Here is a 25472-nt window from a genome sequence, read left to right as displayed (position 1 = left end):
CCTGCACGCGTCCGCTTTACCCATGCCCCCACAACCAAATGGGGTATGACAATGTCAGACAAGACCATTCCAGTCGCATCGCTCGGTTTCCCGAGGATCGGCCGTCATCGCGAACTGAAGTTCGCGCTTGAAGGCTTCTGGTCCGGAAAGATTTCCGAAACGGAACTTCTCGAAACCGCCGCCAGGCTGCGCGCCGAAAACTGGGTGCTTCAGCAGGAGAAGGGGATTAGCCACATCCCCTCCAATGATTTTTCCCTCTACGATCATGTCCTCGATACGGCCGTGATGGTGGGCGCCGTTCCATTCCTCTATGGATGGGCGGGTGGAGATGTTTCCCTCTCGACCTATTTCGCCATGGCGCGCGGCAGCCAGAGCGAGGGGCATGCAGGCTGCGGCCATGTGCATGAAGGGCATTCGCATCATGGTCATGGCGTTCCGGCGCTGGAAATGACCAAATGGTTCGACACCAACTATCATTACATGGTGCCGGAGGTCTCCGAGGATCAGCATTTCGAACTGACCTCGCAAAAGCCGGTCGACCACTTCCTTGAGGCGAAGGCGCTCGGCATCCATACGCGTCCGGTCATTCTCGGTCCGGTCACGTTCCTGAAGCTTGCCAAGGCGCGTGAAGCTGCTTTCAAGCCGCTTGATCTGCTGGCGAGGCTACTGCCTGTCTATGAAGAGCTGCTGCGCCGCCTGCACGCGGTAGGCGCAGACTGGGTGCAGATCGACGAACCCGTGGCCGTATTGGACCTTTCCGAGGGGGAGCGTCATGCGCTGGCTGTGGCCTATCAGGCTTTGTCCAGGGCCGCGCCGGATCTGAAGATCCTGCTCGCCACCTATTTCGGTGGGCTTGAGGACAATCTCGAAACCGTCACCGCGCTGCCGGTTGCCGGCCTTCATGTGGATCTGCTGCGAGCACCCACTGCGTTGGAGGCGGTGTTGAAGGCGCTGCCGGAAAATCGCGTTCTGTCGCTGGGCGTCATCGATGGCCGCAACATCTGGCGTGCTGATCTCGCCGCAATCGTCACTCGATTGGAACCCATCATCGCGTCACGCGGTGCGGCGGCGTTTCAGATTGCGCCGTCCTGCTCGCTGCTGCATGTTCCGGTCGATTTGGAACTGGAAACCGGCCTCGATGCCGATCTGAAAAGCTGGCTTTCCTTTGCCAGCCAGAAGCTCGACGAGATTGCCACGCTTGGCAAGGCTCTCGGTGAGGGCAAGGCCGCTGTAACCCCGGAACTGGAGGCTGCCTCGAAGGCGGTTGCCGCACGCACATCCTCGCCTAAGGTAACGGATGCCGCCGTGCAAAAGCGTATCGCGACGATTGGCGAGGCCGACAGGAAGCGAGCGAGTGCTTTTTCTGAGCGTCAGAAGGTGCAGTCGCAAGCCATTGCGCTGCCGCTTTTTCCGACGACCACCATCGGCTCCTTCCCGCAGACGCCGGAGGTGCGCAAGGCCCGATCAGCGCATTCGAAGGGCGCCCTGAGCGATGCGCAGTATGAAACATTCCTGCAGAAAGAAACGGAAGCGGCCATCCGCTGGCAGGAGGATATCGGTCTCGATGTGCTTGTTCACGGCGAGTTCGAGCGCAACGACATGGTGCAATATTTTGGCGAGCAGCTGTCCGGCTTCGCCTTTACCCAGCATGCGTGGGTGCAGAGTTACGGCTCGCGTTACGTGCGTCCGCCCATCATCTTCGGCGATGTGTCGCGTCCGAAGCCGATGACGGTCCGCTGGTGGGAATATTCCCAGTCGCTCACCGACAAACCCGTCAAGGGCATGCTGACCGGACCGGTGACGATCCTTAACTGGTCCTTTGTCCGCGATGATATCGCCAGAAGTCTGACATGCCGGCAGATCGCGCTCGCCATCCGCGACGAGGTCAACGATCTCGAGGCGGCCGGGGCGCAGATGATCCAGATCGATGAGGCGGCTCTTCGCGAAGGCCTGCCGCTTCGGCACCGGGACTGGCAGGATTATCTCGGCTGGGCGGTGGAGTGCTTTCGTATTTGCTCCGGCGGCGTGGATGATCGCACACAGGTGCACACCCATATGTGCTACTCCGAATTCAACCAGATCATCGATGCCATTGCGGCGATGGATGCCGACGTGATCTCCATAGAGACGTCGCGCTCGAAGATGGAATTGCTGGATGCGTTTCGGACTTACAAATATCCGAACCAGATCGGTCCCGGCGTTTACGACATCCATTCGCCGCGTGTGCCTGATGTTGGAGAAATGGTCGATCTTCTGGCGCTGGCGCGGGAGCGTCTTGACGACCGGCAGCTCTGGATCAACCCCGATTGCGGCCTGAAGACCCGCAAGTGGGAGGAGGTCAGGCCGGCCCTCGTCAACATGGTTGCCGCCGCCGTCGAGCTTCGCCGCGCGGCGCCCTGATATGAAGTGAGGCCCGGCAAAACCGGGCCTCACTCATGGCTTGCGCCAATAAAAAGTGGAGGAAGATATGTGAATGTCTCTCCTGCTGGATGGAGCCAGCCGGACAGACAAGACGTTCCCAGGCTTTCACGACTGGAGGCCGGCGCGGAAACGCTCACTCCTGCGGGTTCATGCCGTTGCGAAAACATTCAATGCAGGTCGGCCTGTGCCAAGGCGCTGACATTGATTTCTGCGTTTACCAGCGGCAGACCCTGCTGATTGATGTCCTGGGCCAGCGACAGCAATGCCATTTCCAGGAAATAGGTCGACATGCCCAGTTCCAGAGACTTCGAGCGCTGGCAAAGATAGGAAACCATCCGCCCGAGCGCCAGAATCTCGTCTGCATTGTCCTGTTCAAGTATAGCTGTGGTAGACGCCACCATGATTCCCTCTCGACAGTCGACAGTATGAAAACGCTTTGATGTTGCGTTGTTCATTTTTGACCACATCGAGCGTCACGCGAGCGTCACACCTGCGTCAATTGTCGTTTTTGTCTGCCGGCGCGTTGGCATTTTCCGCCGCTTCGGTCGCCGCAAGCGATGTCACGAGGGCGACGATGCTTCTGCGCACGGCGCTGCTCTTGATGCGCGAAAAGGCCTGGTTGAGCGAAAAGCCTTCATTCGAAGCCACGAAGGTCTGCATGGCGTTGATCGTGCCAAGAGCCGGATTTGACGGGTCGCCATCGGGCGTGGCATTGGCGAACAGGGAGCTGACCTCCACGCCGAGGATCGACGCAATGGCCTGCAGGCGGGACGCGCCGACTCGGTTGGCGCCCTTTTCATATTTCTGGACCTGCTGGAAGGTGATGCCCAATCGCCCGGCCAGCGCACTCTGACTCATGCCGAGCGACTTGCGGCGCATTCTGATTTGTGCGCCGACATGGACGTCGATCGGGCTGGGTAGTTTGGCCTGCATTACAAATTCCTCCGGTTGAGGTTCTTAAATCCGATGATTATCAATTAATATTGTTGAAGGTATACATTCAACACAATTTCCACGGGTATTATGAAGCTTTATTGACAAAATTGCACGGTTTTTCGTTCATAATCGCGTGTCCACGCCGCGATTTATTATTTTTGTGGCGCAACGCAACGCACCGTTGCGGCTTGAAAGATGGCTCCATCCGGCCACACCGATGGCTTGAAAGCCGAATCTGTCCCAAATTTTCCGATTCATCGCGTCGAATTCCTCAAGCGCTTCCCTATCGCCAAAATGCGGAATCCAGACGAATGGTCGTTTCTGACCGGAACGTGTGACATTTTCAAGAAGGACATTGTTGTAAAGCCTGGGCAGGCATTTGTTGGTATCGATGGCCGGTGAAACCGGAATGGGATTTCGTTCAATCGCAAAGCCTTGCCGCGCAAGCGAAAGGACCGAGGCGTCCAGTTTTTGTTTCAGATCGGTTGCTGCGCGGGCATTGCATCCGCCATGCGCGACGGGATCGGCAACGAGCAATAACGGCCGCCCCCCGCTCCTCAGACCGGTAACGGAAACGAACTGGTCAACGTGGAAGCCGCATTGGTGCATTCTTTCGCCGGCAATCTTTGCTCCGCAAGTCTCTGCCGCGGAAAGATCTAAAGAAACCGGGATATTGCCGAGATCCTCCGGCCGATATCCGAAACTGAACACGCTTCGGCCGTCGAGAGCCTCAACCGTTCGCCACCGTTGTGACGGGATGGAAGCATTCTTTTGGATGCCACTGTCATCCTGCAGGCTGGAATAGCCCACCAGCCGAAAATCCGGGCCGACGAGTTGATTGCCTCCTGCCAAAGCGACATCGGAATGCGTGGTCGTCGCTCCCATATATTCGGCCAGAGTGACGCCGACGGCCTTTTCCGCCCCCAAAACAAATTCCGTCCCGACATCTCCGTCGTGACCATCTCTCCGTACATGGAACATATCCTGTAGCCATGGATGCGAAACGCTGTCGTTTCCGGCAAGGGGTATCAGCTCGGTGTGGCAGGAGATTGGCAGGCTATCGAGCCAGCTTTGCGCCGACGCAAGACAGGCGAGATCGACCACGATAGCGGCAACGATATCCGCTGGCAGGGCCGAAAGCAGGTTTCCGATGGGAATGAGCGGAGAAACGGTGTCAGCGGGCCCGTTCTCCGCAAAAAAGGCGGCAGGCAATGCGAGTGCGATCGTGCGGATCAGCCCACCGCAATCGGACACCAAAGGCAGGGGCTGGACGGCGTTCAATACGTCTTGTCTCCTGCCGTCTGCCGTGCGGCCAATTGCTGGAAAAACATCGTGTTCTGCAGTTTCCATGCTGGCGGCGGCGAGGATGGCAGCGTCGCGCCCGAGAGTACCGCCAGAAGCCTCGTCGCATCGTTTCTCTTGACGGAAACCGCATTGGCCGCGAGCAAATCTGCCGTTGCGGAGCCGAGGCCGGCTTCGGCAGCGATGGAGCGCCATGTCCTGCGGGTAAAATGCAGGTTGCTGGCGGCACGCGCGAGCGCGTCCTGTTGCTCCGGGGTGAGGGCGTCGCGGCAGGCCGCAAGCGTCGCCTCGGCGTCGACCAGCGCAACTGTCAGCGGACGGTAGGCGAGTTCGCCGGGTGCATGGCTCACCGCCACATCGGCATCGGAAAAACGTTGCCCGTCCCGATAGGCCTCGAAAATCTCACCGATGCCGATCATGCCGAAGGAGGTGCATTCCGCAGCGCGGAGCGCGCCCATGCTGGCGGCGCCGAAAACGCTGACGCCGCTCGACAGCGCATAGAGGATTTCCTTGTGCCAGACGGCGGCGCAATCGCCGTAAAGTCCGTCGATCAGTCCGATCGCTCCGATGCCTTGCCGGACCGCGTCGAAAATATCGCCGCAAGCCGCCGGACCGCGAAGATCGAGGCCGGACAGATCTTCGCCGGCGATGCCATGGATGGACGGGCCTGCAAAAACCACCGGCTTCATGCGAGGCCTCCGACAGTGAGCAAGTGATCGAGGGTGCGCTGCGAGATGCGTTGCAGGCCGCCGCCCGCCGGGGAAAGGCCGCTTGCCAGAACCCGCACGACATGCAGGCCGGATACGTCCGTTTCCAAGGGAAAGACATAGATATCCTCGATGCCGCCGGCGAAAAGGTGCGTCGCAAGCGGGCGCCATGGCGGCGAAGACACGGCACTATCTGCAAAATCGAGATCGACCGGCACCCTCTCCACCGGCCGCGCGCCGGAGGCCGAAGGTCCGGCAGCGACCCTATCCCGCTGGTAGCGGAGAGGGGAGAGATCGTCCCTCGCACCGCTTATATCGGTCAATCGCGACTGGATCGCCTCCAGCAGCGCGGCAATCGCAGCGCCATGCATATCAAGCCGGCAGGCCGCACCCGCGGCGCTGCGGGTGGCCGGCCCGTCCTTGGCCTGAAGAGAGCGGGGCAGGCTTGCCATCACCACCGGCACACCAAGCCCATTCGTCATGTCGAAGAAGGACGGCGGCAGCCCGATATCCGACAGGCGTCGAACAAGAGCGTCAAGGGAAGGATCGACGCCCGCCGGAATGAGGATCGGTTGAGGTGCGATGGCGCGTGTTTCGAAAGTGTCGACGAGGAAGCAGGCGTCATTTTCAATGAGTTCGAGCAGGGCATGCAGAACCGCATGGTCATGGTCGAACCCGGCTGCGAGCCCTTGGGAACTCATGCGGAAGGCCCGCCGGTCCCAGGGGAAATCCACGCGGAAATCCATGCCGACGAGCTCGTAAGGGGCAAAAACCTCCCGCCGCCGGCGAATGGATGTTCCCTTCACCCAGGCGCGTTCTTTTTGCGGATCGAGAGCATCCGGATCCACCCTGCCGACGGTTTCGAGGGGAATGAGAGGAACCCCTTTGTCCCGCATCTCCTTGATGGAGCTGAAAGCAGCGATATGTTTGCGGGTTTCTTCGGCAACCGCGCCTTCGATTGCCTCCATGATCGCCGATAGTCGGGCCTGTTCCGTGACAAGCCCCTTGCCCTGCGATACCGACAGCCCGCGTGAATTGGGCCGGGTCGCGAACCAGACGGGAATGCCGATAATATCGAGACCGGTTACATCGCCGATGCGGGTAATCCCGAACCGCCGAAGCAGTCCGGGATCGAAAAACGAAGCGTCGGCATGCCTTGAAGCCGCTGTCGCTGACATGGGAGCATCGGCGCCGGTCAAGGCTGCGCGACCACGATCAGGGCGCCGTGTTGCCGTCGTCGGCAAGGATGGCGTCGAACAGTTCGCCAGTGACGGAGCCGGCCGGGCCGACAGCCTTCAGGGCGGCTTCGATCGGCGCCTGTACCATGCGGTTGAAATCCCAGCCGGCGTCGCTCACTTCGCCAATAAAGGCGAAATCGGCTTCGGAAACCACGGCGCCACCGGCGACGAGGGCTTCGATGCCCTGAATCTGAACCTGGTCCAGTTCGGCTTCAGGCTGGCCGTTCTGGCGGACGAGCATGGATTTTGCAGCGGCTGCCACGCGGGCATAACCATCCACGCCGGGATGGCTGGCTTCATAGGCGGCAATCGTCTCATGCGATACGGACGCAACCCTGAGCGGCGCCGTGCGAATGAAGAGAACGCCGAAACCCTTTTTTCCGACAATGAAGAAATGCGAGGACATAATATCTCCTATTTGATCCCAGCTAATCGAAGTGCGTGATAGAATTTTTCATTCGCTACCGGGTCTCGGTCTGGAGACAGGCTACTGATCTCCCTCGCCGTCATACCCGGATAGTTTTCCTGAAGCCTGCCGCCGGTTTCCCGGGCGGCGGCCAAATCTCCATGCAGTGCGTGGCTTGCGGTCAGAACACGCAACGCCGGCTCGTCATTTTCCATTCGCCCGCACAGTTCAACCGCCGTGCCATAATCCTCGCGCTTGAACGCAATGCTGGCGCCGGCCCACCAATAGATGTCGGGGGCGAGCGGATTGAGGTCGATGGCCTGCTGAAACTTCTCCCAGGCGATTTCCGCATCGCCGAAATGGGCGAGCGCATCGGCATGCTGAAGCAGGAGGTCGGCGGAGTTGGGCGCCAGCGCCTCCGCCTCGAAGAATTTTTCAGCGGAGATGTCGAAATCCCGCTGGTAAAGCGCCACCACCGCGCACATCCAGTGACCGACACCAAGAGCGGGGTCGATCTCGACGGAGGAATCCGCTTCCGCCTTGGCGCGATGCAGGAGATGGGGGTCGTTGCCGCCAAGCATCAGCCATTCCAGCTGCAGGCTCTGCGCGACGCGGGCGCGGGCAACCGCCAGGCTCTGGTCGAGATCGACCGCCTTGCGGAACATCGAACGGGCTCTTCGAAGAAGCGGCAGGTCGCATTTGCCGCGCAGAAGCTGCTGGCCTTCCAGCAATTGCCGGTAGGCCTCACCGCTATGGTTGCGGTCGGGTTCCACCTGCAGCCGCTCGATTTCGCGGGCGAGCGCTGCGGCCACCTGTTTTGAGAGCAGGCGGAAGGCGGCGTGGATCTGCCGCTCGGTCAGGACCGCTTCCAGCGACCAGACGATTTCACCGCTTGCATCCTCGATCAAGGCAACCGACATGCGGGTTTCGTCGAATACGGTCGAAATGATGCGGTAATCCGCCCGCAGCATGGCGTAGCTGTCATCGGCCCGCTGATGCGCCAGTGCAAAGGTGCTGTGCGGCGAAAGCACGGTGAAGGTCCGGTATCGGACAAGGCTGTTGGCGACATCCTCGACGAAGGCCTGCATGACCGGCGAGACCGGCTGTCCGTCGACCCTTGCCGGGCGAACGAATGCGACGCGCGGTTTAGTCTGGGATTTTCGGCGGTTGCCCTCTTCCGGTTCGGCGGGGGCCGCTATCGTGGCGGTCAGACTTTGTATTCGCCGCCTCAGCGCCACGGTTTCCGCTTCCGGCGAACGACCTTCCTGGCGGAGCTGCTCCATCAGAAGCTGGTGCATGCCGTCACAGGCGCTGATATTTCCGATCCGCGCATAGGCCGCCATGGCGGCGCGGTAGGTTTCTTCGCGCTCCGGCTCGATCTTGCAGGCGCATTCGGCAAGCCTGGCGATATCGTTCGAACTGGCGCGACCAAAACGCGTCAATTCTTCCAGAAGCTGGGTGTAGCTGGAAAAGAACAGGTCCCTGAGACGACGGCGCTCGGAAAGCAGCCAGAGATAAAGATGATCCTGTCCGGCCTCCAGCCCCTCCAGCAACTCGCCGCCGAATTCGAGCAGCGCATTGAGCCGCCGCATCGGGTCTTCGGCCCTTGCGCCGGCAAGGAAGATGGCAAGGTCGGTTCGCTGCGCCAGCTTGCCGGCCTTCAGATCGTTTCCTTCGGTCAGAAGGATCGCCTCATCCTCGTTGGGAAGCTTCTGAAGGCGCAGGATCAGCTGCCGCAGGTTGCCGAGAGCCCTTTTCTGCTCGACATTTTCCCACAGCAGCGATGCGGCGTGCTGGCGGGAAAGGGACTGGTTCGGCGCAAGGATGAGGGCGGCGGTGAGGGCGAAACCCTTGGACGGAAAAAATGCCTCCCGCACCGCATCACAGCGCGGGGTGCCAAAAAGCCGGATCGGTATCAGTTCAGCGTTCCCAGCCACTTTCATCCCCTCATGAATCATCATCTAACAACGTGCCCGGGAAATTGAAAGTCATCATAGCGTTCCATTTGACGCTGGTGTGACGCGGCCTGCCTATTGTCGCAGACAGAAGCATGAATGACGGGTGGAAAACAGCGGACATGCGGCGGGCAGGCATCGGGATTTTTCGAAAGTGATAGCGTTTAACGGAAGCTACATGGCCTTCGAGCCGCGCATCGAACCTTATCAGCGTGCCGACGATGTCGGATATGCGGTGAGTGAATTCATGTGGTTCAAGGGTCGTCCGTTCTATCCGGTCTCGGCGCTGGTCCATGCGAAGGTCGCGCATGCCAGGCTGTCGGCGAAGAAAGGCGATGAGGAGGACGAGGATAATCTCGATATCCTCTTTCGTATGCCGTTGGTGGCGGGCGGACACTTTTTCGAGATCGTGCTGCGGTCGAATGAAGGGACGTCCTACGGCGGCTGGGTGTGGGGAGAAGAGCTGGAAATCCTGAATGAATTTGTCAACGGCTATCGCGTTCTGGCGGGGAAGTTCGACGACAGGTTCATCCGGTTCGAATACTCAAAGCGGTTTCAGCGTTACCGGACGATCGAGCCGCTGCCGGTGGAAAAATCCGTCTTCCTGATCCAGCGGGAAGCAAAGCCCTATGCGGGCGGGCGTGGACTACCCGGAGCGCTGGTGCCCTGATAGGGGGACGTCTTTGGGCGTGAGGGCGTGGACGGCACGGATTGCGGCATCCCGGTAAAGCGCGGCTTTATCGGAGGTCGTCAGAGAATATTTTTATTTTTATTGTGTGGAAAATTATGATGCTCAATAGAGGTAAAGTGCGTAACAGGGGGATGTCACCGCAACTTGCGGCGGTGAATTGCGCTTCCAGCGACGATATGCTTTCCGATGCGGAGAGCGTTGATGATGGGTCGCGCCCGCCTCCGCGCAATGACAGGCTTTACGTCGTCAGCGAACCGATTTCCCGGACATTGCCCCCGTTCACCCTCGAAGATGATCGAGCCGGGGAGGAGACGCCGGCCAGGATCGAGATCCGCAACAGCGTCGTGGATTCCGATATCAGGGCGGCAAAATGGGCCTGGGCGATATTGGCGATCGCGCATTGCTGGCTGATTTATTTCATGGTGCACAATCTCGGGGGGTGAGACGTCCGCCGCCACCCTCTGCATGCTCTCAGTCCGTTTCGCCGATGCCGTGCAGGATCATTGCCGCCGCGCCGAAGGCCACGGGGTCCGTTGCGGCGACCCCGGGCAGCAGGATTTGCGGCTGGATGACCTTTGCGCCGCTGAACGGATCCGAAACCTCATAATCCAGCCATTTCGCCAGTTTTTCGCGCACCATTCTCGGTAAGGTGCCGCCGACATAGATGGCGTCGGGCGCCAATACGGCGCTGACGGCAAAGCCAAGGCGGGCAACCTGTGGCCCGGCCCGGTCCAGCCACGCGTCGAGCACGGCGGTGTTGCGGGACAGGTAGTCCGTCCAGATGTCAGGAGCCCGTCCGGAGGGTTTTTCGCCGACATGCTCGAGGCACCAGGCCGCCAAATCTTCGAAAGAGGGCCGTGAGTTTCCGCGACCACGCAGGGCGCCGATCTCGCCGGCATTGCCGAGAAAACCGCGATAAAGTTCGTTCCTGATGATGATGCCGCCGCCGATACCTTCGGACAAATAGAGATAGGCGAAATTTTCGTGCCCCGCCGTATTGCCGAGCGTGAGTTCGCCCATGGCCGCCGCATTGGCGTCGTTTTCGATAATCACCGGGCAGCGCAGCGCCTCGCGCAGCATGGCGGAAAGGTCGGAACCCGCCCAGGAAATGACCTCGTCAGCAAGATCGAGCGACATCGCCTCGTTGCGAAAGCGGGTGGGCATGGCAATCGCCGCACCGATCAGGTCGTTGCGGCTAATCGCGTTTTTTGAAAGCAGCGCTTCGGATCCTTCCTCAAGTGCCCGCTGGACATCGGAAAACGCGTCATAGGAACCGCGCATCTGCAATTCGCCAACGATCTCTCCGCCGAAATTCAACAGCGTCAGCATCACCGAATAACGATTGGCATGGGCGCCGAGAGCATAACCGACGGTTCTCTTGAGCATGAGGTCGATATGGGGAGCGCCCCGGCCTTCCTGCCGGCGCGCGCCTTCCTCGATAATGCCGCGTTCGAGCAGGTTGCGAGTCATCATGCTCACGGCAGCCGGTGTGACGTTGCAATATTCCGCAAGTTCGACCCGCGATGCCGAGCCCTTGCGCCTGATGTAACCCAGAAGCGCGCCCTGTGTCGCGCCGATACCCGCAAATCCGCCGTTTCGTTTCTCAGCCAAAGTCCTGCTCTCCCAGCTTTAGCGCCGGAAATGTCATAAAGCTGTAAATTAAGCAACTTAATTAAATAATCAGTTTCAACGGGAATGCACCTCATGTTTAAATCTCTTTCCCTGGCGGCCACGGTCGCCCTCGGCGCACTTTTGCCGGCCATTGCCTTTGCCGAAGACATCAACGTCAAACTCTGGACGCTCGCCGACAAGAACGCGCCCGCCCGCGTCACCAACATCGAAGCGGCGGCCGGTATCATGAACGCGCAGTTCAAGGCCGCCGGCGTCGACAAGCGCATCGTCATCGACACAAACAATAGCAGCGTGCAGGGCTGGGACGGTTTCGCTCTCGATACGCTGAAGGCATTTTCGGTAGGGCAGGGGCCGGATATCTACATTCTGCCGCATGAATGGATCGGCCAGTTCGCGCAGGACGGTTATGCCATGCCGATGGAAGACAAGATCGCCGCCGCCCCGTGGGTCTATGGCGATATTCTTCCGGTCCTCTGGAATTCGGCCAAGGGCGCTGACGGCAAGATTTACGGCATTCCACAGGACGCGGAAATCCGCATGTTCTTCTACAACAAGGACATGCTGCGTAAGATCGGCAAGGACGAGGCCTTTATCGAAAGCCTGCCGGCCAAGGTTGATGCCGGTGAATTCACGCTCGATGATCTGACCGCGCTGTCGAAGGAAGTGGTCGACGGCAAGGCCGCTCAATACGGCATGCTGCATCGCCCGAATGTCGGTATCGACTATCTGATGGTGTTTCAGTCCTATGGCGTGAAATTCATGGATGAAAAGACCGGCAAGCTTGTGTTCCCCAAGGCGGAAATGGTGAAGGCGCTCGGCTGGTACGAGCGCAACGCCAAGCAGGGCGTCACGCCGGTCGACAATACCGCCATGAGCTGGGAAGCCATCCAGACCGCCTTCAAGCAGGAAAAGGCCTTCATCTTCCACCAGGGTGTATGGGCGGTTGCCTGGCAGGTGGGAGACAAGAACGGCGCAACCTGGCCGAAAGATCGCGAAGGATATTTCAACAAGATCGGCTGGATTTCCGCACCGGCGGCCGAAAAGGGCGGCAAACCGGCCAACCTGTCGCATCCGTTGCTCTATACCGTCAACCCGAAGAGCGCCAATGCCGATATTGCCGCCGATCTCGTGGCGCTGGCGACCTTGCCCTATTTCAACAACGAACACGCCGTGACTTCCTATCACACCGCCATCAGCAACGCGCAGACGGCCATGCCGAAATACCGGGACAACTGGGTTCTTTCCGCCGCATCGCCGATGATGAAGGACGCACGGTTCGTGCCTAATCACACCAAGTTCGGCAGCTACAACAAGGTGCTGTTCAGCGGCCTGCAGGCGGTCGAGACCGGCAAGATGACGGCCGAACAGGCGGTCGATTTCATCGCCGACGAACTCGAACTGCAATTCGGCGCGGATATCGAAATCCGCGAAGCCGCAAGCAACTGAGTTTTATCAGACACCACGCCGCCCGGTTACGCCGGGCGGCTTTCCCGTGCTCCCACCGGTATATCGTAATGTCTCAGTTCCAGCTCAGGGCGCGTCGTCCGGCCCGGCCGATTTTTTATCTGGCGCCGGCTCTTGCCCTGCTCGGCGTCTTTTTCCTGGCACCCATCGTCGTCAATCTGGTGATCGCCTTTACCGATATGGGCGCAAATCTGAAGGTCGGCAAATTCACTGTCGAGAATTTCCAGCGCATGGTGCAGCGTGATGTCCGCCTGCCGATCGTGCTTTTGACGACATTCATCTATGTCGGCGCAACGCTGTTTTTCTTCAATATCGGCCTCGGCGCGCTCCTGGCGGTTACGACGACGGCGATACCCGACAGGCTTGGCAATTTTTTCCGTGGCCTGTGGCTGCTGCCGCGCATGAGCCCGGCCGTACTTTACGGCGTGCTCTGGATATGGATTGCCGATCCGACCTCCTCCGGCCTGCTCAACCAGTTCCTCGGTATACTCGGCGCACCGGTGCTCAACCTGCGCAACGACTTTCCGCTGTTCCTGGTGGTGGTGGCGAACGGCGTCGTCGGCGCATCCTTCGCCATGGTCATCCTGACATCGTCGATCCGCTCGATACCCTCGCATCTCGCCAATGCGGCGCGAGTCGATGGCGCCAGCGAATGGGGCGTGCTCCGCCACGTTATCGCCCCGGCGCTTTCGGCTCCGATCCGTTTCATCACGCTCTATCAGGCGCTGTCGCTGATGACGACCTATGAATATATCCTGCTGATCACCGGCGGCGGCCCTGTCTATGACAGCACCACCTATGCGCTTTATATCTACCGGCGCGCCTTCGAAAACGGTGCTTACGCCTATGGCGCGGCGCTGGCGCTCGGCCTGATGGCCATCGGCGTCGCCGTGACCCTCGTTCAATGGCGCGTCAGCAACATGCGCGCGACTTTTGCCCCTGCCAAGATCGAGGTGCTGTGATGACGCTTGTCCAAAGCCATGCCCGGCGCGCCTCCGATCTGAAACCGGACTGGGCGCATCTTGAAAGACGCAGCCGCGCCCATCGTGCCGGCTTTCTTCCCGTCATCCTCGTGTTTCTCACGGTCGTTTCCGTCCCGGTTCTCCTGCCCTATCTCTGGCTCTTGGTGAAATCGCTGACCAGTTCCGACGACAATCTTAGCCGGCTGGTGCTGTGGCGCAGCGGCGCGATTGCTGCGCTCGCCTATTTCGGGGCGATTGCGATCGCGCTGTTTTCAGCACGCCTGCGCAACCCCGCACTGCTCTGGCTCGCGCTCGGCGTCGTGGTGGCGGCGCTGGTCTTCGTGCTTGTGCTGCCGCATCTGACCATCGAGAATTACAGCTTCCTGTGGAGCCGTGACATCGAGAAAACCGGCAATACCCGCATCGCGCTGATGCCGTCCGTCTGGACAGCCATGCGAAGCTCGCTGCTGTTTGCCGCTTCCCAGACCCTGATCGTTGCGCTGGTCGCCACGCCGGCCGCCTATGCGCTGTCGCGCTTTGCCTTTGCCGGGCGTGAAAACATCCTGCGCGGGCTTCTGCTGCTGCATGCATTTCCCGCACTGGCGCTGACTGTCGCGATCTTCGTGCAGCTGCATTACATGGGGCTGCTCAACAATCTCTTCGGTGTCGTGCTGGTCATGAGCGCGCTGGAATTGCCCTTTGCGATCTTCGTTCTCAAGGGCTTTTTCGACAATGTCCCCTGGGACATCGAGATGAGTGCCGTCACCGATGGCGCGACCCGTTTCCAGGCCTTTCGCATGGTGGTTCTGCCGCAGGTCAGAAGCGGGCTGATAGCTGTCGCCACCTTCACCTTTCTGCGTGGCTGGGAAGAATATGTCTTCGTCCAGACCCTGCTCATCGAAAAAAGCCAGATGACGATGAGCCTCTACCTCTTCTTCGTGGCACAGGACAGCGTGGGCGTGAATTACGGCATGATCGCCGCTGTCGGCATCATCTATCTGCTGCCTGTGCTGGTCATTTACATCTTCACACAGAAATACATCACCCAGATGAGTTTCGGCGGGATCAAAGGATAATCGCCATGGCCAGGATCACCCTCGACAAAGTCACCAAAAGCTGGGGCGACACCCGGGTTCTGCAACCCATGACGCTGACGATCGAAGACGGCGAATTCGTCGCCGTTCTCGGCCCGTCGGGATGCGGAAAATCGACCACGCTTTTCCTGCTCGCCGGGCTTTACGCGCCGACCGGCGGAGAGATCGCCTTCGACGGCCACAACGTCAACCGCATCGATGCGCGCGATCGCAATGTCGGCATTGTCTTCCAGTCCTATGCGCTTTATCCCAATCTGACGGTGCGGCAGAACATCGCCTTTCCGCTGCGTTTCAAGGATGTGCCGCGTGAGGAGGCGGCGCGGCGGGTGGAGGAGGCGGCAAGCCTCGTGCAGATCAGCGCGTTGCTCGACCGTCGGCCCTCGCAGCTTTCCGGCGGTCAGCAGCAGCGCGTGGCGCTGGCTAGAGCGTTGGTCAAGGAACCGAATATCCTGCTTCTGGACGAGCCGCTCTCCAATCTCGATGCGACCCTGCGCATCACCATGCGGGCCGAGCTGAAAAACCTGCAGAAGCGCCTGAGGATCACCACCCTGATCGTCACCCATGACCAGATCGAGGCGATCACCATGGCCGACAGGATCATCTGCATGAATAATGGCGCCATCGCCCAGATCGGCACGCCTGACGATCTTTATCGCCGACCCAACAACCTCTTCGTCGCCGGGTTCATCGGCACGCCGCCGATGAACCTTCTGAAGGGACAGGCGCAGGGCGAGCAGCTGTGGATCGGTGATGCCCGGCTCGACATCGATGCCCGTTGCGACGGTGAGATCACCCTCGGTCTGCGCCCTGAGGACATCACCCTCACCAAGCCAGGAGAAGCGCGGCTGGAGGGGCCGGTTACCACTGTCGAGCCTATGGGGCGCGAGGTTTTCTACAGTATCGACACACCGGCAGGCGTCATCCATGCGCTGGAATATGGCGAGACGATAAGGCATGCACCCGGCGAGCGGGTTGGCATCAGCTGCAAATCCGGCCTGACTCTTGTTTTTGACGCCGCCGGCAACCGCATTGCCGGACTGCACGCTGATCTTTCGCGCAATTCGACCATGCCGGCGCGTCAGCCGGAACCCGTAAACTGACAGGACATTCCATGCCCAAAATCGTCTCTCATCGCGGCGCCAACCATTTTGCGCCCGAAAACACCTTTGCCGCCGCCGATCTCGCCCTGCAGCAGGGTGCGGACTATATCGAGCTTGATGTGCGCGAGAGCGCGGATGGCGTGCTGTATGTCTTTCACGACGAAACGCTTGACCGCACGACCGACGGTGCCGGGCCTATCGGCCATGCCCTGTCGAGCGAGATCGATGCCCTGGATGCGGGCAGCTGGTTCGGGGAAAGCTTCAAGGGCGCTGTTGTGCCGCGTCTTGATGCCTATCTCCGCCATTTGCGCGGCCGCTGCGGCATTTATGTCGAGCTGAAATATTGCGATCCCGTCAAGGTCGCCGCCCTGGTGCGCGATCTCGGCATGCTGCGCGATACTTTCTTTTTCTCCTTTTCCGAGGATATGCGCCGCGGCCTGCAGGCCATCGCGCCCGAATTCCGCAAGATGATGACGCTCGACATCGCAAAATCGCCCTCGCTGGCGACGGCCGTGCACCATGCCTCGATCATAGAGATCACGCCGGCGCAGATGCGGCGGCCAGGTCTTGTCGCGGCATGCCGCAAGGCCGGTCTCGAAATCATGGTCTATTACGGCGGTGATGACATCGACCTTCATAAAGAGATCGCATTGGCCGGGGTAGACTACGTCAACATCGACCGCCCGGACCTGTTCGATACGGTGCGCCGTACCGCGCGGCTCCCTGAATTCGCATAACCTTCCTTCCTCTTGGAGATCATGACATGAGCAATCTTATAGGTACCGGCTTCAACGCCGGCTCGGACGATGGCGAACTGGCCACCCTTGAAAGCGATCTTCGCGCGCTTGCCGAAATTGGCTGCGACACCGTGGAAATCGCTGCAACAAGCCTCGATATGATCGCTGGCGGCCGGATCATCGAGGAGCGCGCCGACCGTTTCGTGTCGCTCGCAAAGCAGTTCGACTTCCGCTACACCGTGCACGGTCTCGTCTCTTCGAATTTCATGGATCCGGTGACATGCCGTTACCAGATCGATGCGGCCAAGGCGCTTGCCGTTCTTTGTGACCGTATCGGCGCAGGCATTCTCGTCCAGCACAGCGGCGCCCTGCGCGCCGACCAGATCGCCGAACGGGCCGATGCCGACAGCCGCGAGCGGGAAGCGCTTTTCGAACTGGCGCAGTTCTGCAGTCCCTATGGCGTGCGTATCGCCCTCGAGAATATCTTCTCCACCGAGCCCGGCCAATATCGCCAGACGCCGGCCGAAGTGGCTGCGACCGTGAAGGCTGTCGGTCACGACAATGTCGTGGCGCTAATCGACTTCAGCCATGCCTATCTCGAATCCACCTATCGTGGCCTCGATTTCCGCGATGAGCTTCGCGCCATGGCGCCGGTCGCCGGCCATCTGCATGTGCACGATTCCTTCGGTCGCCCGCAGGGCTTTTATCAGCCTTATTTTGCCCAGGAGAACACGGCGCTCGGGATCGGCGATCTGCACATGCCGCTCGGCTGGGGCGACATTGACTGGCAGGACATCTTCTCGGAACTTTCCTTCCTGCCCGACACCGTGCTGATGATGGAAATCGGCCGCCGTTATCGCGCCGAACAGCCGGCAAGCCTCGAAACGGCGCGGCATCTGATGTCGCTGAATGCCGCCCGCACACAGCTCGCAGCCGAGTGATGGCCTGAACACTGTGTAATCCGACAGGCTGATGTTTGAAACACCGGCAGTCCCGATGTGACTGCCGGTGTTTTTGGTTTACGCGGCCCAGTCGGAGAGCGAATAGGCCCTGATATAATCGATCATCATTTGCGAGCCGTCGCTGAAATCAGTATCCGATGGTGTTCCCGCGGTTCCGCCGACGGCAAGGTTGACGACCATATACATGGGGTCATGCATATCGTCAGGCGTGTCCGTCTGCGCCACGGCGACATCGTCGAAATACCAGGTTATGTGTTCCGCATCCCACAAAACGCCATAAGTGTGAAACCCTTCCGTGCTCGGCACGCTGACATTGTTGATGACCGATGTCTGTTCACCGGTGGTGTTGGAATGGGCGGACATGATGAGCGTATTGGGATTCTGGCCGCGCATTTCGATGACATCGAGTTCCGGCGGCCAGGAGCCGTCTTCGGGCAGGAGCCAGAAGGCAGGCCAGGCGCCCCGGTCGGTCGGCATATCGGCGCGAATTTCGAAATAACCATAGGTCTGGCTGAAGGAGGAATAGGTGTTCAGCATGCCGGAGGTATAATCGTAACCCTCGACTTCGTCGGCAATCGATTGCGCGGTTTTTTCGGCAGATATCGTCAGGACGCCGTTTGCAACGTTGAACGGATTGACCTCCGACGTGCCGGCATAAGAGGGATTGATGTACCATTGCGCCTCGCCATTCGTCGTCAGCGAGCTTCCCTTTTCGGGTGCCCACCAATATTTGGCGTCCCAGGTGCCCTGATCGCCGTTGCGCAGGGACAGCGCGTCGAATTCATCGGCAAAGGTCTGGGTGAGAGACGATCGATCGAGGCTGAGTTCGAACTGGTCGGCCTGAAGATCGTCTATGGTTGTTCCCGCAAGAACGATGGCCTCGCCATTCGAAAAATTGAGCCACAGGTCGCTGCCCTGCTGCGTGGCGTTGCCGGCCAGCTGATCGAAGGATGTGATGCCGTAACCATTCAGCCGGATCGTGTCATTGGCGCTGAAATCCATGATGAGATCTGTGCCGTTGCCGCTCGTAAAAACGAAAGTGTCGGCCCCGCCGCCACCGATCAGCACGTCGTTGCCGGCCCCGCCATCGATCGTCTGGCTGCCTGATCCGCCGGTGATGATATTGTCGAGTGAATTGCCGAAGGCATAACGACCGTCACCCGTTACCCTGAGATTCTCGAAATTGTCGGGCAGGGTGTAGCTCATCCAGGTATCGATGGTGTCGATGCCCTCCCCGGCGTTTTCGACGGCGCGATTGATACCAGAATAGAGATAATAGATATCGTCGCCCGTGCCGCCCGCCATCGTCACGTTGACGGCGCTGTCACCCCACATGGAATCATTGCCGGCGGTGCCGGCGAGCTGCGGGCCGGAGCCCGTGGCGGAGAAAAATCCGGTGGAACTGCCGCTGTAATAGAGTGTGTCTCCAAGCGCATTCACTACTGTCCGGGCCATGAACCGTCTCCTGTCCGTTAGCGTTGGTATCCTCACTCCTCCTGCTGCACACCCTAACAGGGCAAAAAGCCTCCTGTTAGGCCGAAATATGAGGGGTATGTTCCCTTACGGTTGCATTCTGCTGTTGGCCGGGCGCGTTGTCATCGGCCGGTTCCGCCTGTTATATGTCGGGTTTTGAACCATCGGCGCGCTCTTGCTGCACCCCTGCGGGTGATGGCAAGATTGGGGCGGATTGCAGATGTCCGGGCGGCATCTGAGGAATGGAGTATCAGGATTGAGCGTAGCCTTTACCAAGGAAGACAGCGCGGAAACCGCAGCCGAAACCGTTCTGCCGGATCGGGTAATCTCGCCTCATCCCAATCTGGTAACGCAGTCCGGACTTAAGGCGCTGGAAGAGCAGTTGCGGCTGGCGCGGGAGGCCTGTGAGGCGGCCAATGCCATTGAAGACATCAATGAAAGACGGCGTATTTCCGCCAACCCGCTACGGGATCTGCGATATTTCTCCGAGCGGGTCCGCACCGCGCAACTGATGCCTGATCCGCCAGCGGACGGCGTCGTCGCCTTCGGCAGTCTGGTGACGTTCAGCCGCGATGACGGACGAACGCAACGGTTCCGGATCGTCGGCGAAGATGAGGCCGACCCGGCTGCCGGAACGATGTCCTATGTCTCCCCGGTTGCAAGGGTGCTGATGGGAAAAATGGCTGGTGATCTGGTCAGCTTGGCCGGCAGGGAGATCGAAATCATCGAAGTCGCCTGATACCCAGGCCGGACTGGGTAAACCAGGCCCTCAAAAATAAGAGCCTCTTTATTGCTATCAGCCGTTAGACAATAAGGAGTTCAGGCCCGGATTGCCGATGACGCGTCCTTCTTCTCGGTGGCGAGCGCCATCTGCGGTTCCAAGCATCCGCATCACTGTGTTCTTCAGGAAGAGCCTGAAGTCCAGATCTATGGCGGCGTAGGCGAGGGCAAGCCCCACATGGGCCATGAAGACAGGATTGAAATTCAGCTCTTCGAACTGATAGCCGATTATGATCCCGATCGCCGAATAGACGAAAAAGCCGATCTTGCGTTTTCGGAAAACTGCATAAAACAGCGCAAAGGCGCTCATCATGCAAAATCCCAGGCCGGAAGCGTAGGCAGTGGCCATAAAGCCGTTATGGGGCGTGCCGATCTTTGCGATACGCGCAAGCTCTTCGTATCGAGCGGTAAATCCGATGCCCAACGGATGCAGGAACATGACCTGAAAACCGCCGGTGATCGTCTCCCACCGCTCATGCAAGTTGTTGCTGCTATTGCTGTCTTCGAGAAAACGTTTTGAAAATACCTCCCCCGCAAAGTCGAAAGCGCCGAGCGGCAGAACCGCGGCAATGACAAGGGCGCATAAAGCAAAGCCGAAATAGGTGCTGAGCAGCATTTTGACCGAAAAATTCCGGACGTAGAAATAAAGCCCGATGGCGAGTACGGCAAACACACCCGAGCGGTTGAGTGTGAGCGTAAAGCTCGCCAGATATATCAGCAGAAACACGGCAAACAGCGCGGGCCGTCTTTGGCGTTCGGCGAGATAGGCAGCGGCGGCTCCGGCAAGCGCGAAGGCTGGTCCAGCCGTGTTTCCCACAGGCCAGATACCGCCTGCCTTCTCGACGCGCAAAAGCAGCGGCGTTATTTCACCTTTTGCCGCGAGTTCCAGAACGCCCGCTTCATCGAACATGAAGGACAATCCGACGGAGGCAAGCTGGTCATGAATGACGATGTCAAGGAAAAGCAGGATTGTCACGGCTATGAAGCCCGCAAACATGCCCCAGCAGAACAGCTCGAGAAGGTTCTCCTTGAACAGCATATAGGCAAAGAACAGAAAATAGACCGCATAAAAATAGGTCATCGCCGTCGTATAAAATTCGCCATCGCCACGCGCATCTGCAAACAGCGCCGTGAGGGCAAACAGGACCGTCAGCGGCAGGAGGTAAAACAGGACGATCGACGGCGTCAGACAGCGAATGTAAAGCAGCGCAATGACGGGCAGCGTCATCAGCACCAGCATGTCGGTAATGTTGAGGAAACGCAGGCCGATATTGCTGGTCACCACATTGCACTGAATGAAGAAACCGATGGAAAAAACGAATATCGCGAGAAAGACGCCGGGAATATTGATTGTTTTCGAGGGATAAAGCGGCATTGCCAAAACAAAACCCGGTAGAGCGGGCAGGCGCGATGCCGCATGATTTTTTCGTCTCTTCATTCGCGGCCTTTATCTTTTGTAGGCGGATTTCGATGGTCCCAAGGGGAGAGCGTTACCGCGCGGCAATAAATATAATATGGCGTGCATTAGTGGGCTCGATGACGCCGCCACGCAAGATAATTTTATATTAGACAAGATTGCCTTTCGGCAAATCCCCCTCGACCGCGATAATGCGCTGAATGTGAACTGGCTCATTCGAGGCGGGCGCGCTGGCGCCGAATGCGGGAAGGATGCGCAGATAAAAATTATATCCTGCCGGGCTGATATCTGGGTCTATGGCGATCCCGTTGGCGATCGCCCACATCCAGCCGCTGTTCCCGGAGATGTTGGCTCCTCCGAATTGCAATGCAGAGCAGGTGATTGTTCTGGTTGCGCCGCCGCTTTTAACAACCAAAGTGACGTAGGGGAGACGTTGCTTCTCGCTGTTTCTGTAAAGGACGGCGAATGAGATCGTCCTGCCGATCATCGCTGCGGCCTCCGCATTGCGGAAATAGCGTGAGAGCCCGCCGATCTGGCTGCCACTTGCATAGAGCGCGACGCTGCTCGCAAAGGACGGGGAGAAGATGATTTCGGTGGATTTGATGGCGGAACCCGGCGCAATCAGGCCCCAGCCCGTCGGAGCGGAGCCCGACCAGTCGGTAAAATCACCATTCCCTATGAGATTGGCGGCAGGCAGCTTCGGCCAGCAGGGTGTCTGAAAACCGCTGTCGGATGCCGAAGCGCGGTAGGAATCGAACAGGGTTCGGGCAATGAGCCGCGAACCCGCATCGTTCGGATGGATATTGTCCCGATAAAGGGCGGCATCCTTGCCCTTCGCCAGAAATGCCGCGTGCGTATCCACCAGTGTAAGGTTCGGATGTGCTCGGGCCAAATCGAGGATTGCCTGATAGACCTTGTCGTAACCCGTCCCATCACGCCACGGGTTCTGCGTGGTGATGAGCTGTGGTGCGCCCGGCCATTGCCATTCGGTCATGCCAAGGGGGCCGAGCAGGCTGGAGCGTCCGGAGCTCAAAATGCCGCCGGGCACCTCGAAGGTCTGCATATTATGGCCCTGGTGCAGGATGCAGATATCCGGACGGGGGATATCGAGCGCCGCGGAGCGTTGTTCCGCGAGCATGTAACCCGCCATGCCGCCCGGCAGCGTCGCGAGATAGAGCCTCAGCGTCGCTCTCTTGCCGGCACGTAGCGTGACTGGTTCCGCATAGGCTTTTGGGCCGGTGGCGGCGTTCGTTTCCCATTCCGCCCAGCGGTGTAACACCACCGTCGTGTTGTGCAGTTCGCCGAGCATCATCGCAAATTGCTGAAATGGTCCGGCTTCGGCATGAGCGGTGCTGTCGCCGTTCACGAACAGCGTGGCATTCTGACCCGCTGTCAGCCGGGCGCGCAGGACAGAGAACGCCGTCAAGGAAAGACCGATGGCGCCCATGGTGGGAGGATGGATGCCGAGCGTCACGCCGATCATGCTGCCACCTCTTCCGTTCGTGCCATATATATGCATATGTTGTATCCGAGCGCGGTCATCGTTCGTTCTCCTGGTCTGGCCTCATGATAATTCCGCCATGAGGCACGGGGAAAAATGCCGGGAGAGAAATGGCGATCAGCGCATAAAAACAAACGTCATGAATTTTTCTTGCATTTCGTTTGAAGTCTAAAAATAGAATATTTGTATTTTACTTTTGCTTTTTTTGAATTTTATTACGAATAAAGGTTCTGATGCTGGTATTTTTATCTAGCAACGTGCATTTCTCTGCAATCTCCAACGAAGATATCCCTGTCGCTATCTGGCAGGATGGTTCTTTTCGCAGGGGTGCTGTTCATGCCCGCAATCGAGGCCAGGCGCATCGTGGCTTCTCTCACCCGGCAGGGGGGACGCCATGACGTCCGCTCTTTTTGTCAGCCATACCGGAGAGAAGGGCGGCGCCGAACTTTTTCTGGCTGATCTCGTCAAGGCTGGGCCGCATTCCTGGCGCGCTTGTTTTCTCAGTGGTGGTGCGGCTGCAGATGATCTGGCTGACGCCGGGCGGCCTCCGGTCATGTTGTCCGCCGGAGAAAAAATGCTGTCGATCCGCCGCAACGCATCTTTCGGTGCCCTGTTGCGCGGAGCGGCTGATGTGGTGGCGGTCGCCTGGCAGTTGAGCCGGGAGGCGAGGCATTATGATGTGATCTGTGCCAACTCGCAAAAGGCGCTTTTTGTCTGTGCGCTGGCCGCGAAGCTCAGTCGTCGCCCGCTCGTCTGGATTTTGCACGATATCGTCACCGATCCGGCTTTCAGCGCCACCAACCGCCGGGCTTCGCTGGCATTTGCGCGCCTTTTCGCCAGGCTGGTGGCTGTCAATTCCGAAGAGACGGGCCGGGCTTTCATCGAGGCCGGCGGTGAGGCGGATAAGGTTCGTATCGTTTACAACGGCTTCGATCCCGTCAAGGCAAGGGTTTACGAACCGGGCGAGGCCGCGCGGCTGCGAGCGGAACTGGGCCTTGGTCCGCAACCGCTTGTCGGCCTTTTTGGCCGGCTGAGCGAATGGAAGGGACAACATGTATTCCTGGAGGCGATTGCCGCGATGGAGGGCGTGCAGGCGGTGATCGTTGGTGGCGCACTTTTCGGGCAGGAGGCTTATGAGGCCCGCATCCGCGAACAGGCGTCCCGTCTTGGTCTCGATGGCCGTGTCCGCTTCCTCGGTTTCCGCTCGGATGTGCCGGAACTGATGGCGGCGATGGATGCGGTTGCTCATACCTCGATTGTTGCCGAGCCCTTCGGCCGGGTGGTTGTCGAGGCCATGATGTGCGGCCGTCCGGTTGTCGCCACGCGCGGCGGCGGGGTTACCGAAATCATCAGGGACGGCGAAACGGGTCTTCTCGTGCCGCCGGGAGAGCCATCGGCGCTGGCCGCGGCGCTCGGCCGCATCCTGTCCGATCCGGCTCTGGCGGAAGGGCTGGCGCAAAAGGGGCGGGAGGATGTGAGCCAGCGTTTCTCGCTGGAAGAAACCTGCCGGTCCGTTTCCGCGCTGCTGACGGAGGCGGCGCGAGGTTTCGCCCGGTGATCGACAGGAAAAGGCAATGCCGGCAGGCGGAAGGGTCAGGATGCGCATTCTCGTAAACATGCCGAGCCAATATGGCGGCAAGGCTTCCGGTGTCGCCCGCGTCACCTTCAGCCTGCTGGAGCGGCTGCTGGAGCAGACAGGCGACGATTATATTCTGCGCTCTCCGTGGACGCGGGCGCAACTGCCGGAAAGCCTGCAGGGTAGCCGATTGCAGCTTATCGAGACTCCGCGGCCCCGCATCATGGTTTTTGACGTGGTGCGTCAGGCTACAATGCTGCCCGCGCTTTGCCGCCGGCATGGCATTGATGTGCTCTTTAATGCCGATCCTTTCGGAAGTCCCCTCGGCGGCAAACGGCGTCTCACCCTTGTTCACGATCTTTATTTTAAAACCATTCCCGAACAGATCGGCTGGCGCGCGACCCTGACGACCGATTTCATCTTCAAGCTGATGATGGCCGGTTCGGATCAGGTCATCTGCGTATCCGACGCGACGCGGAAGGATCTGGTGCGTTTTTATCCTGCCGCTGCCAATAAGAGCCTTACCATTCATTCCGACAGCACGCTGAATGTCGATCCCGAGACTTTTGGCGCAGTGTCGCCTGTTGACGGACGCTACATATTGGCGGTCGGAAACGCGACTTCCAATAAGAACTTTTCCCTCCTTGGCAAAGCCTTCGCCATACTCGGTAAAAAATGGCCGGATCTGCGTGTCGTGCATGTCGGCCACGACGAGGCGGAGGAAATCACCGGCGCGCTGGATGATCCGGAATTGAAAACCCGGCTGATCCGGCTTTCCGGGATAGATGACCGACAGCTGGCCGAACTTTACCGCCATGCCGCCTGCCTTTGTGTACCCTCTACCTATGAAGGGTTCTGCCTGCCGGTGCTGGAGGCGCAGCAGCTGGGATGCCCGGTCGTCTGCTCCAACCGTTCCGCAACGCCAGAGATCGCCGGCCGTGGCGCCCTGACTTTTGATCCGGCGGACACTCAAAGCCTTGTCGATGCGCTTGAGCGGCTTCTGGGGAATCCGGAACTGGCGGGCAGTCTTCGACAGGCAGGTTATGAAAACCGTAAATTATATTCATGGCAGAAGGCGGCGGAAAGCTACGCGCAGCTTTTTCAAGCGCGGCGTTGAA

At 59.3% G+C, this 25472-nt stretch carries 23 protein-coding genes; 12 read left to right on the top strand and 11 right to left on the bottom strand.

What is annotated here, in order from left to right; all coding sequences use genetic code 11:
• Positions 1-51: 51 nt before the first annotated feature.
• Positions 52-2400: a 5-methyltetrahydropteroyltriglutamate--homocysteine S-methyltransferase gene (gene metE, locus WDZ78_RS02405; protein ID WP_425672235.1), complete on the top strand. Its 2349-nt coding sequence runs from the start codon at positions 52-54 to the stop codon at positions 2398-2400.
• Between the two features lie 188 nt (positions 2401-2588).
• On the opposite strand, the gene WDZ78_RS02400 is transcribed toward metE, so the two are convergent.
• The 7 genes from WDZ78_RS02400 to WDZ78_RS02370 form a co-directional block, all read right to left on the bottom strand.
• On the bottom strand, positions 2589-2822 hold the full coding sequence (locus WDZ78_RS02400) for a hypothetical protein (protein WP_026364026.1): 234 nt from the start codon (positions 2820-2822) through the stop codon (positions 2589-2591).
• A 94-nt stretch (positions 2823-2916) separates the two neighbouring features.
• Positions 2917-3354 (bottom strand): helix-turn-helix domain-containing protein, encoded by a 438-nt coding sequence (locus WDZ78_RS02395; protein WP_425672234.1) that lies wholly within the window; start codon positions 3352-3354, stop codon positions 2917-2919.
• A 126-nt stretch (positions 3355-3480) separates the two neighbouring features.
• Positions 3481-4638, bottom strand: coding sequence for a hypothetical protein (locus WDZ78_RS02390; protein ID WP_425672232.1), 1158 nt, complete (start codon positions 4636-4638; stop codon positions 3481-3483).
• Positions 4635-5348 (bottom strand): TfuA-like protein, encoded by a 714-nt coding sequence (locus WDZ78_RS02385; protein ID WP_425672231.1) that lies wholly within the window; start codon positions 5346-5348, stop codon positions 4635-4637. Before WDZ78_RS02385 ends, WDZ78_RS02390 begins: the two co-directional genes overlap by 4 nt.
• A complete protein-coding gene (locus WDZ78_RS02380) occupies positions 5345-6544 on the bottom strand; it encodes a YcaO-like family protein (RefSeq protein WP_425672230.1) in 1200 nt (399 codons plus the stop codon). The genes WDZ78_RS02385 and WDZ78_RS02380 overlap by 4 nt, the downstream gene beginning before the upstream one ends.
• Before the next feature lie 37 nt (positions 6545-6581).
• Positions 6582-7010, bottom strand: coding sequence for a hypothetical protein (locus tag WDZ78_RS02375; RefSeq protein ID WP_020012127.1), 429 nt, complete (start codon positions 7008-7010; stop codon positions 6582-6584).
• 8 nt (positions 7011-7018) lie between these two features.
• The gene (locus WDZ78_RS02370) at positions 7019-8971 is read right to left on the bottom strand and encodes a BTAD domain-containing putative transcriptional regulator (protein ID WP_425672229.1); all 1953 of its coding nucleotides are present in this window, start codon (positions 8969-8971) and stop codon (positions 7019-7021) included.
• Between the two features lie 172 nt (positions 8972-9143).
• Between WDZ78_RS02370 and WDZ78_RS02365 the strand changes: the two genes are divergently transcribed.
• Entirely contained in the window at positions 9144-9635 is a 492-nt protein-coding gene (locus tag WDZ78_RS02365; RefSeq protein WP_020012125.1) for a hypothetical protein, read from the top strand.
• Positions 9636-9676: 41 nt separating this feature from the next.
• Positions 9677-10099 carry a hypothetical protein gene (locus tag WDZ78_RS02360; RefSeq protein WP_425672228.1) on the top strand — a complete coding sequence of 141 codons (423 nt, stop codon included), beginning with the start codon at positions 9677-9679 and terminating at the stop codon, positions 10097-10099.
• 28 nt (positions 10100-10127) lie between these two features.
• Here WDZ78_RS02360 and WDZ78_RS02355 read toward each other — a convergent pair whose 3' ends face one another.
• Positions 10128-11267, bottom strand: coding sequence for an ROK family transcriptional regulator (locus tag WDZ78_RS02355; RefSeq protein ID WP_020012123.1), 1140 nt, complete (start codon positions 11265-11267; stop codon positions 10128-10130).
• Between the two features lie 93 nt (positions 11268-11360).
• Here WDZ78_RS02355 and WDZ78_RS02350 point away from each other — a divergent pair, with 93 nt between their 5' ends.
• From WDZ78_RS02350 to WDZ78_RS02325, 6 genes are all read left to right on the top strand, one after another.
• Positions 11361-12734 carry an ABC transporter substrate-binding protein gene (locus tag WDZ78_RS02350; protein ID WP_425672227.1) on the top strand — a complete coding sequence of 458 codons (1374 nt, stop codon included), beginning with the start codon at positions 11361-11363 and terminating at the stop codon, positions 12732-12734.
• 68 nt (positions 12735-12802) lie between these two features.
• Entirely contained in the window at positions 12803-13714 is a 912-nt protein-coding gene (locus WDZ78_RS02345) for a carbohydrate ABC transporter permease (RefSeq protein ID WP_425672225.1), read from the top strand.
• Positions 13714-14790, top strand: coding sequence for a carbohydrate ABC transporter permease (locus WDZ78_RS02340; protein ID WP_425672224.1), 1077 nt, complete (start codon positions 13714-13716; stop codon positions 14788-14790). Before WDZ78_RS02345 ends, WDZ78_RS02340 begins: the two co-directional genes overlap by 1 nt.
• Positions 14791-14795: 5 nt before the next feature.
• Positions 14796-15908, top strand: a complete 1113-nt coding sequence (locus WDZ78_RS02335; RefSeq protein WP_425672223.1) for an ABC transporter ATP-binding protein — start codon at positions 14796-14798, stop codon at positions 15906-15908.
• A gap of 11 nt (positions 15909-15919) precedes the next feature.
• Positions 15920-16645, top strand: coding sequence for a glycerophosphodiester phosphodiesterase (ugpQ, locus tag WDZ78_RS02330; RefSeq protein WP_425672222.1), 726 nt, complete (start codon positions 15920-15922; stop codon positions 16643-16645).
• A gap of 26 nt (positions 16646-16671) precedes the next feature.
• On the top strand, positions 16672-17586 hold the full coding sequence (locus tag WDZ78_RS02325) for a TIM barrel protein (RefSeq protein WP_425672221.1): 915 nt from the start codon (positions 16672-16674) through the stop codon (positions 17584-17586).
• A gap of 78 nt (positions 17587-17664) precedes the next feature.
• Here the strand turns inward: WDZ78_RS02325 and WDZ78_RS02320 are convergent, their stop codons facing one another.
• Entirely contained in the window at positions 17665-19062 is a 1398-nt protein-coding gene (locus WDZ78_RS02320) for a family 16 glycosylhydrolase (RefSeq protein ID WP_425672220.1), read from the bottom strand.
• A 274-nt stretch (positions 19063-19336) separates the two neighbouring features.
• Between WDZ78_RS02320 and greA the strand changes: the two genes are divergently transcribed.
• Entirely contained in the window at positions 19337-19819 is a 483-nt protein-coding gene (greA, locus tag WDZ78_RS02315; protein ID WP_020012115.1) for a transcription elongation factor GreA, read from the top strand.
• Between the two features lie 57 nt (positions 19820-19876).
• Here the strand turns inward: greA and WDZ78_RS02310 are convergent, their stop codons facing one another.
• A complete protein-coding gene (locus tag WDZ78_RS02310; RefSeq protein WP_026364022.1) occupies positions 19877-21298 on the bottom strand; it encodes a hypothetical protein in 1422 nt (473 codons plus the stop codon).
• A 127-nt stretch (positions 21299-21425) separates the two neighbouring features.
• A complete protein-coding gene (locus WDZ78_RS02305; RefSeq protein WP_020012113.1) occupies positions 21426-22760 on the bottom strand; it encodes an SGNH/GDSL hydrolase family protein in 1335 nt (444 codons plus the stop codon).
• Between the two features lie 412 nt (positions 22761-23172).
• On the opposite strand from WDZ78_RS02305, the gene WDZ78_RS02300 reads away from it, so the two are divergent.
• Entirely contained in the window at positions 23173-24336 is a 1164-nt protein-coding gene (locus tag WDZ78_RS02300) for a glycosyltransferase family 4 protein (protein WP_020012112.1), read from the top strand.
• Between the two features lie 40 nt (positions 24337-24376).
• Positions 24377-25471: a glycosyltransferase family 4 protein gene (locus WDZ78_RS02295; protein WP_026364021.1), complete on the top strand. Its 1095-nt coding sequence runs from the start codon at positions 24377-24379 to the stop codon at positions 25469-25471.
• The last annotated feature ends 1 nt before the right edge of the window (position 25472 follow it).

The sequence above is a fragment of the Agrobacterium sp. M50-1 genome, assembly GCF_049843495.1.
Lineage (GTDB): Bacteria > Pseudomonadota > Alphaproteobacteria > Rhizobiales > Rhizobiaceae > Agrobacterium > Agrobacterium radiobacter.
Note: the sequence above shows the minus strand (reverse complement) of the source record. Positions and strands in the feature narration are given on the sequence as shown.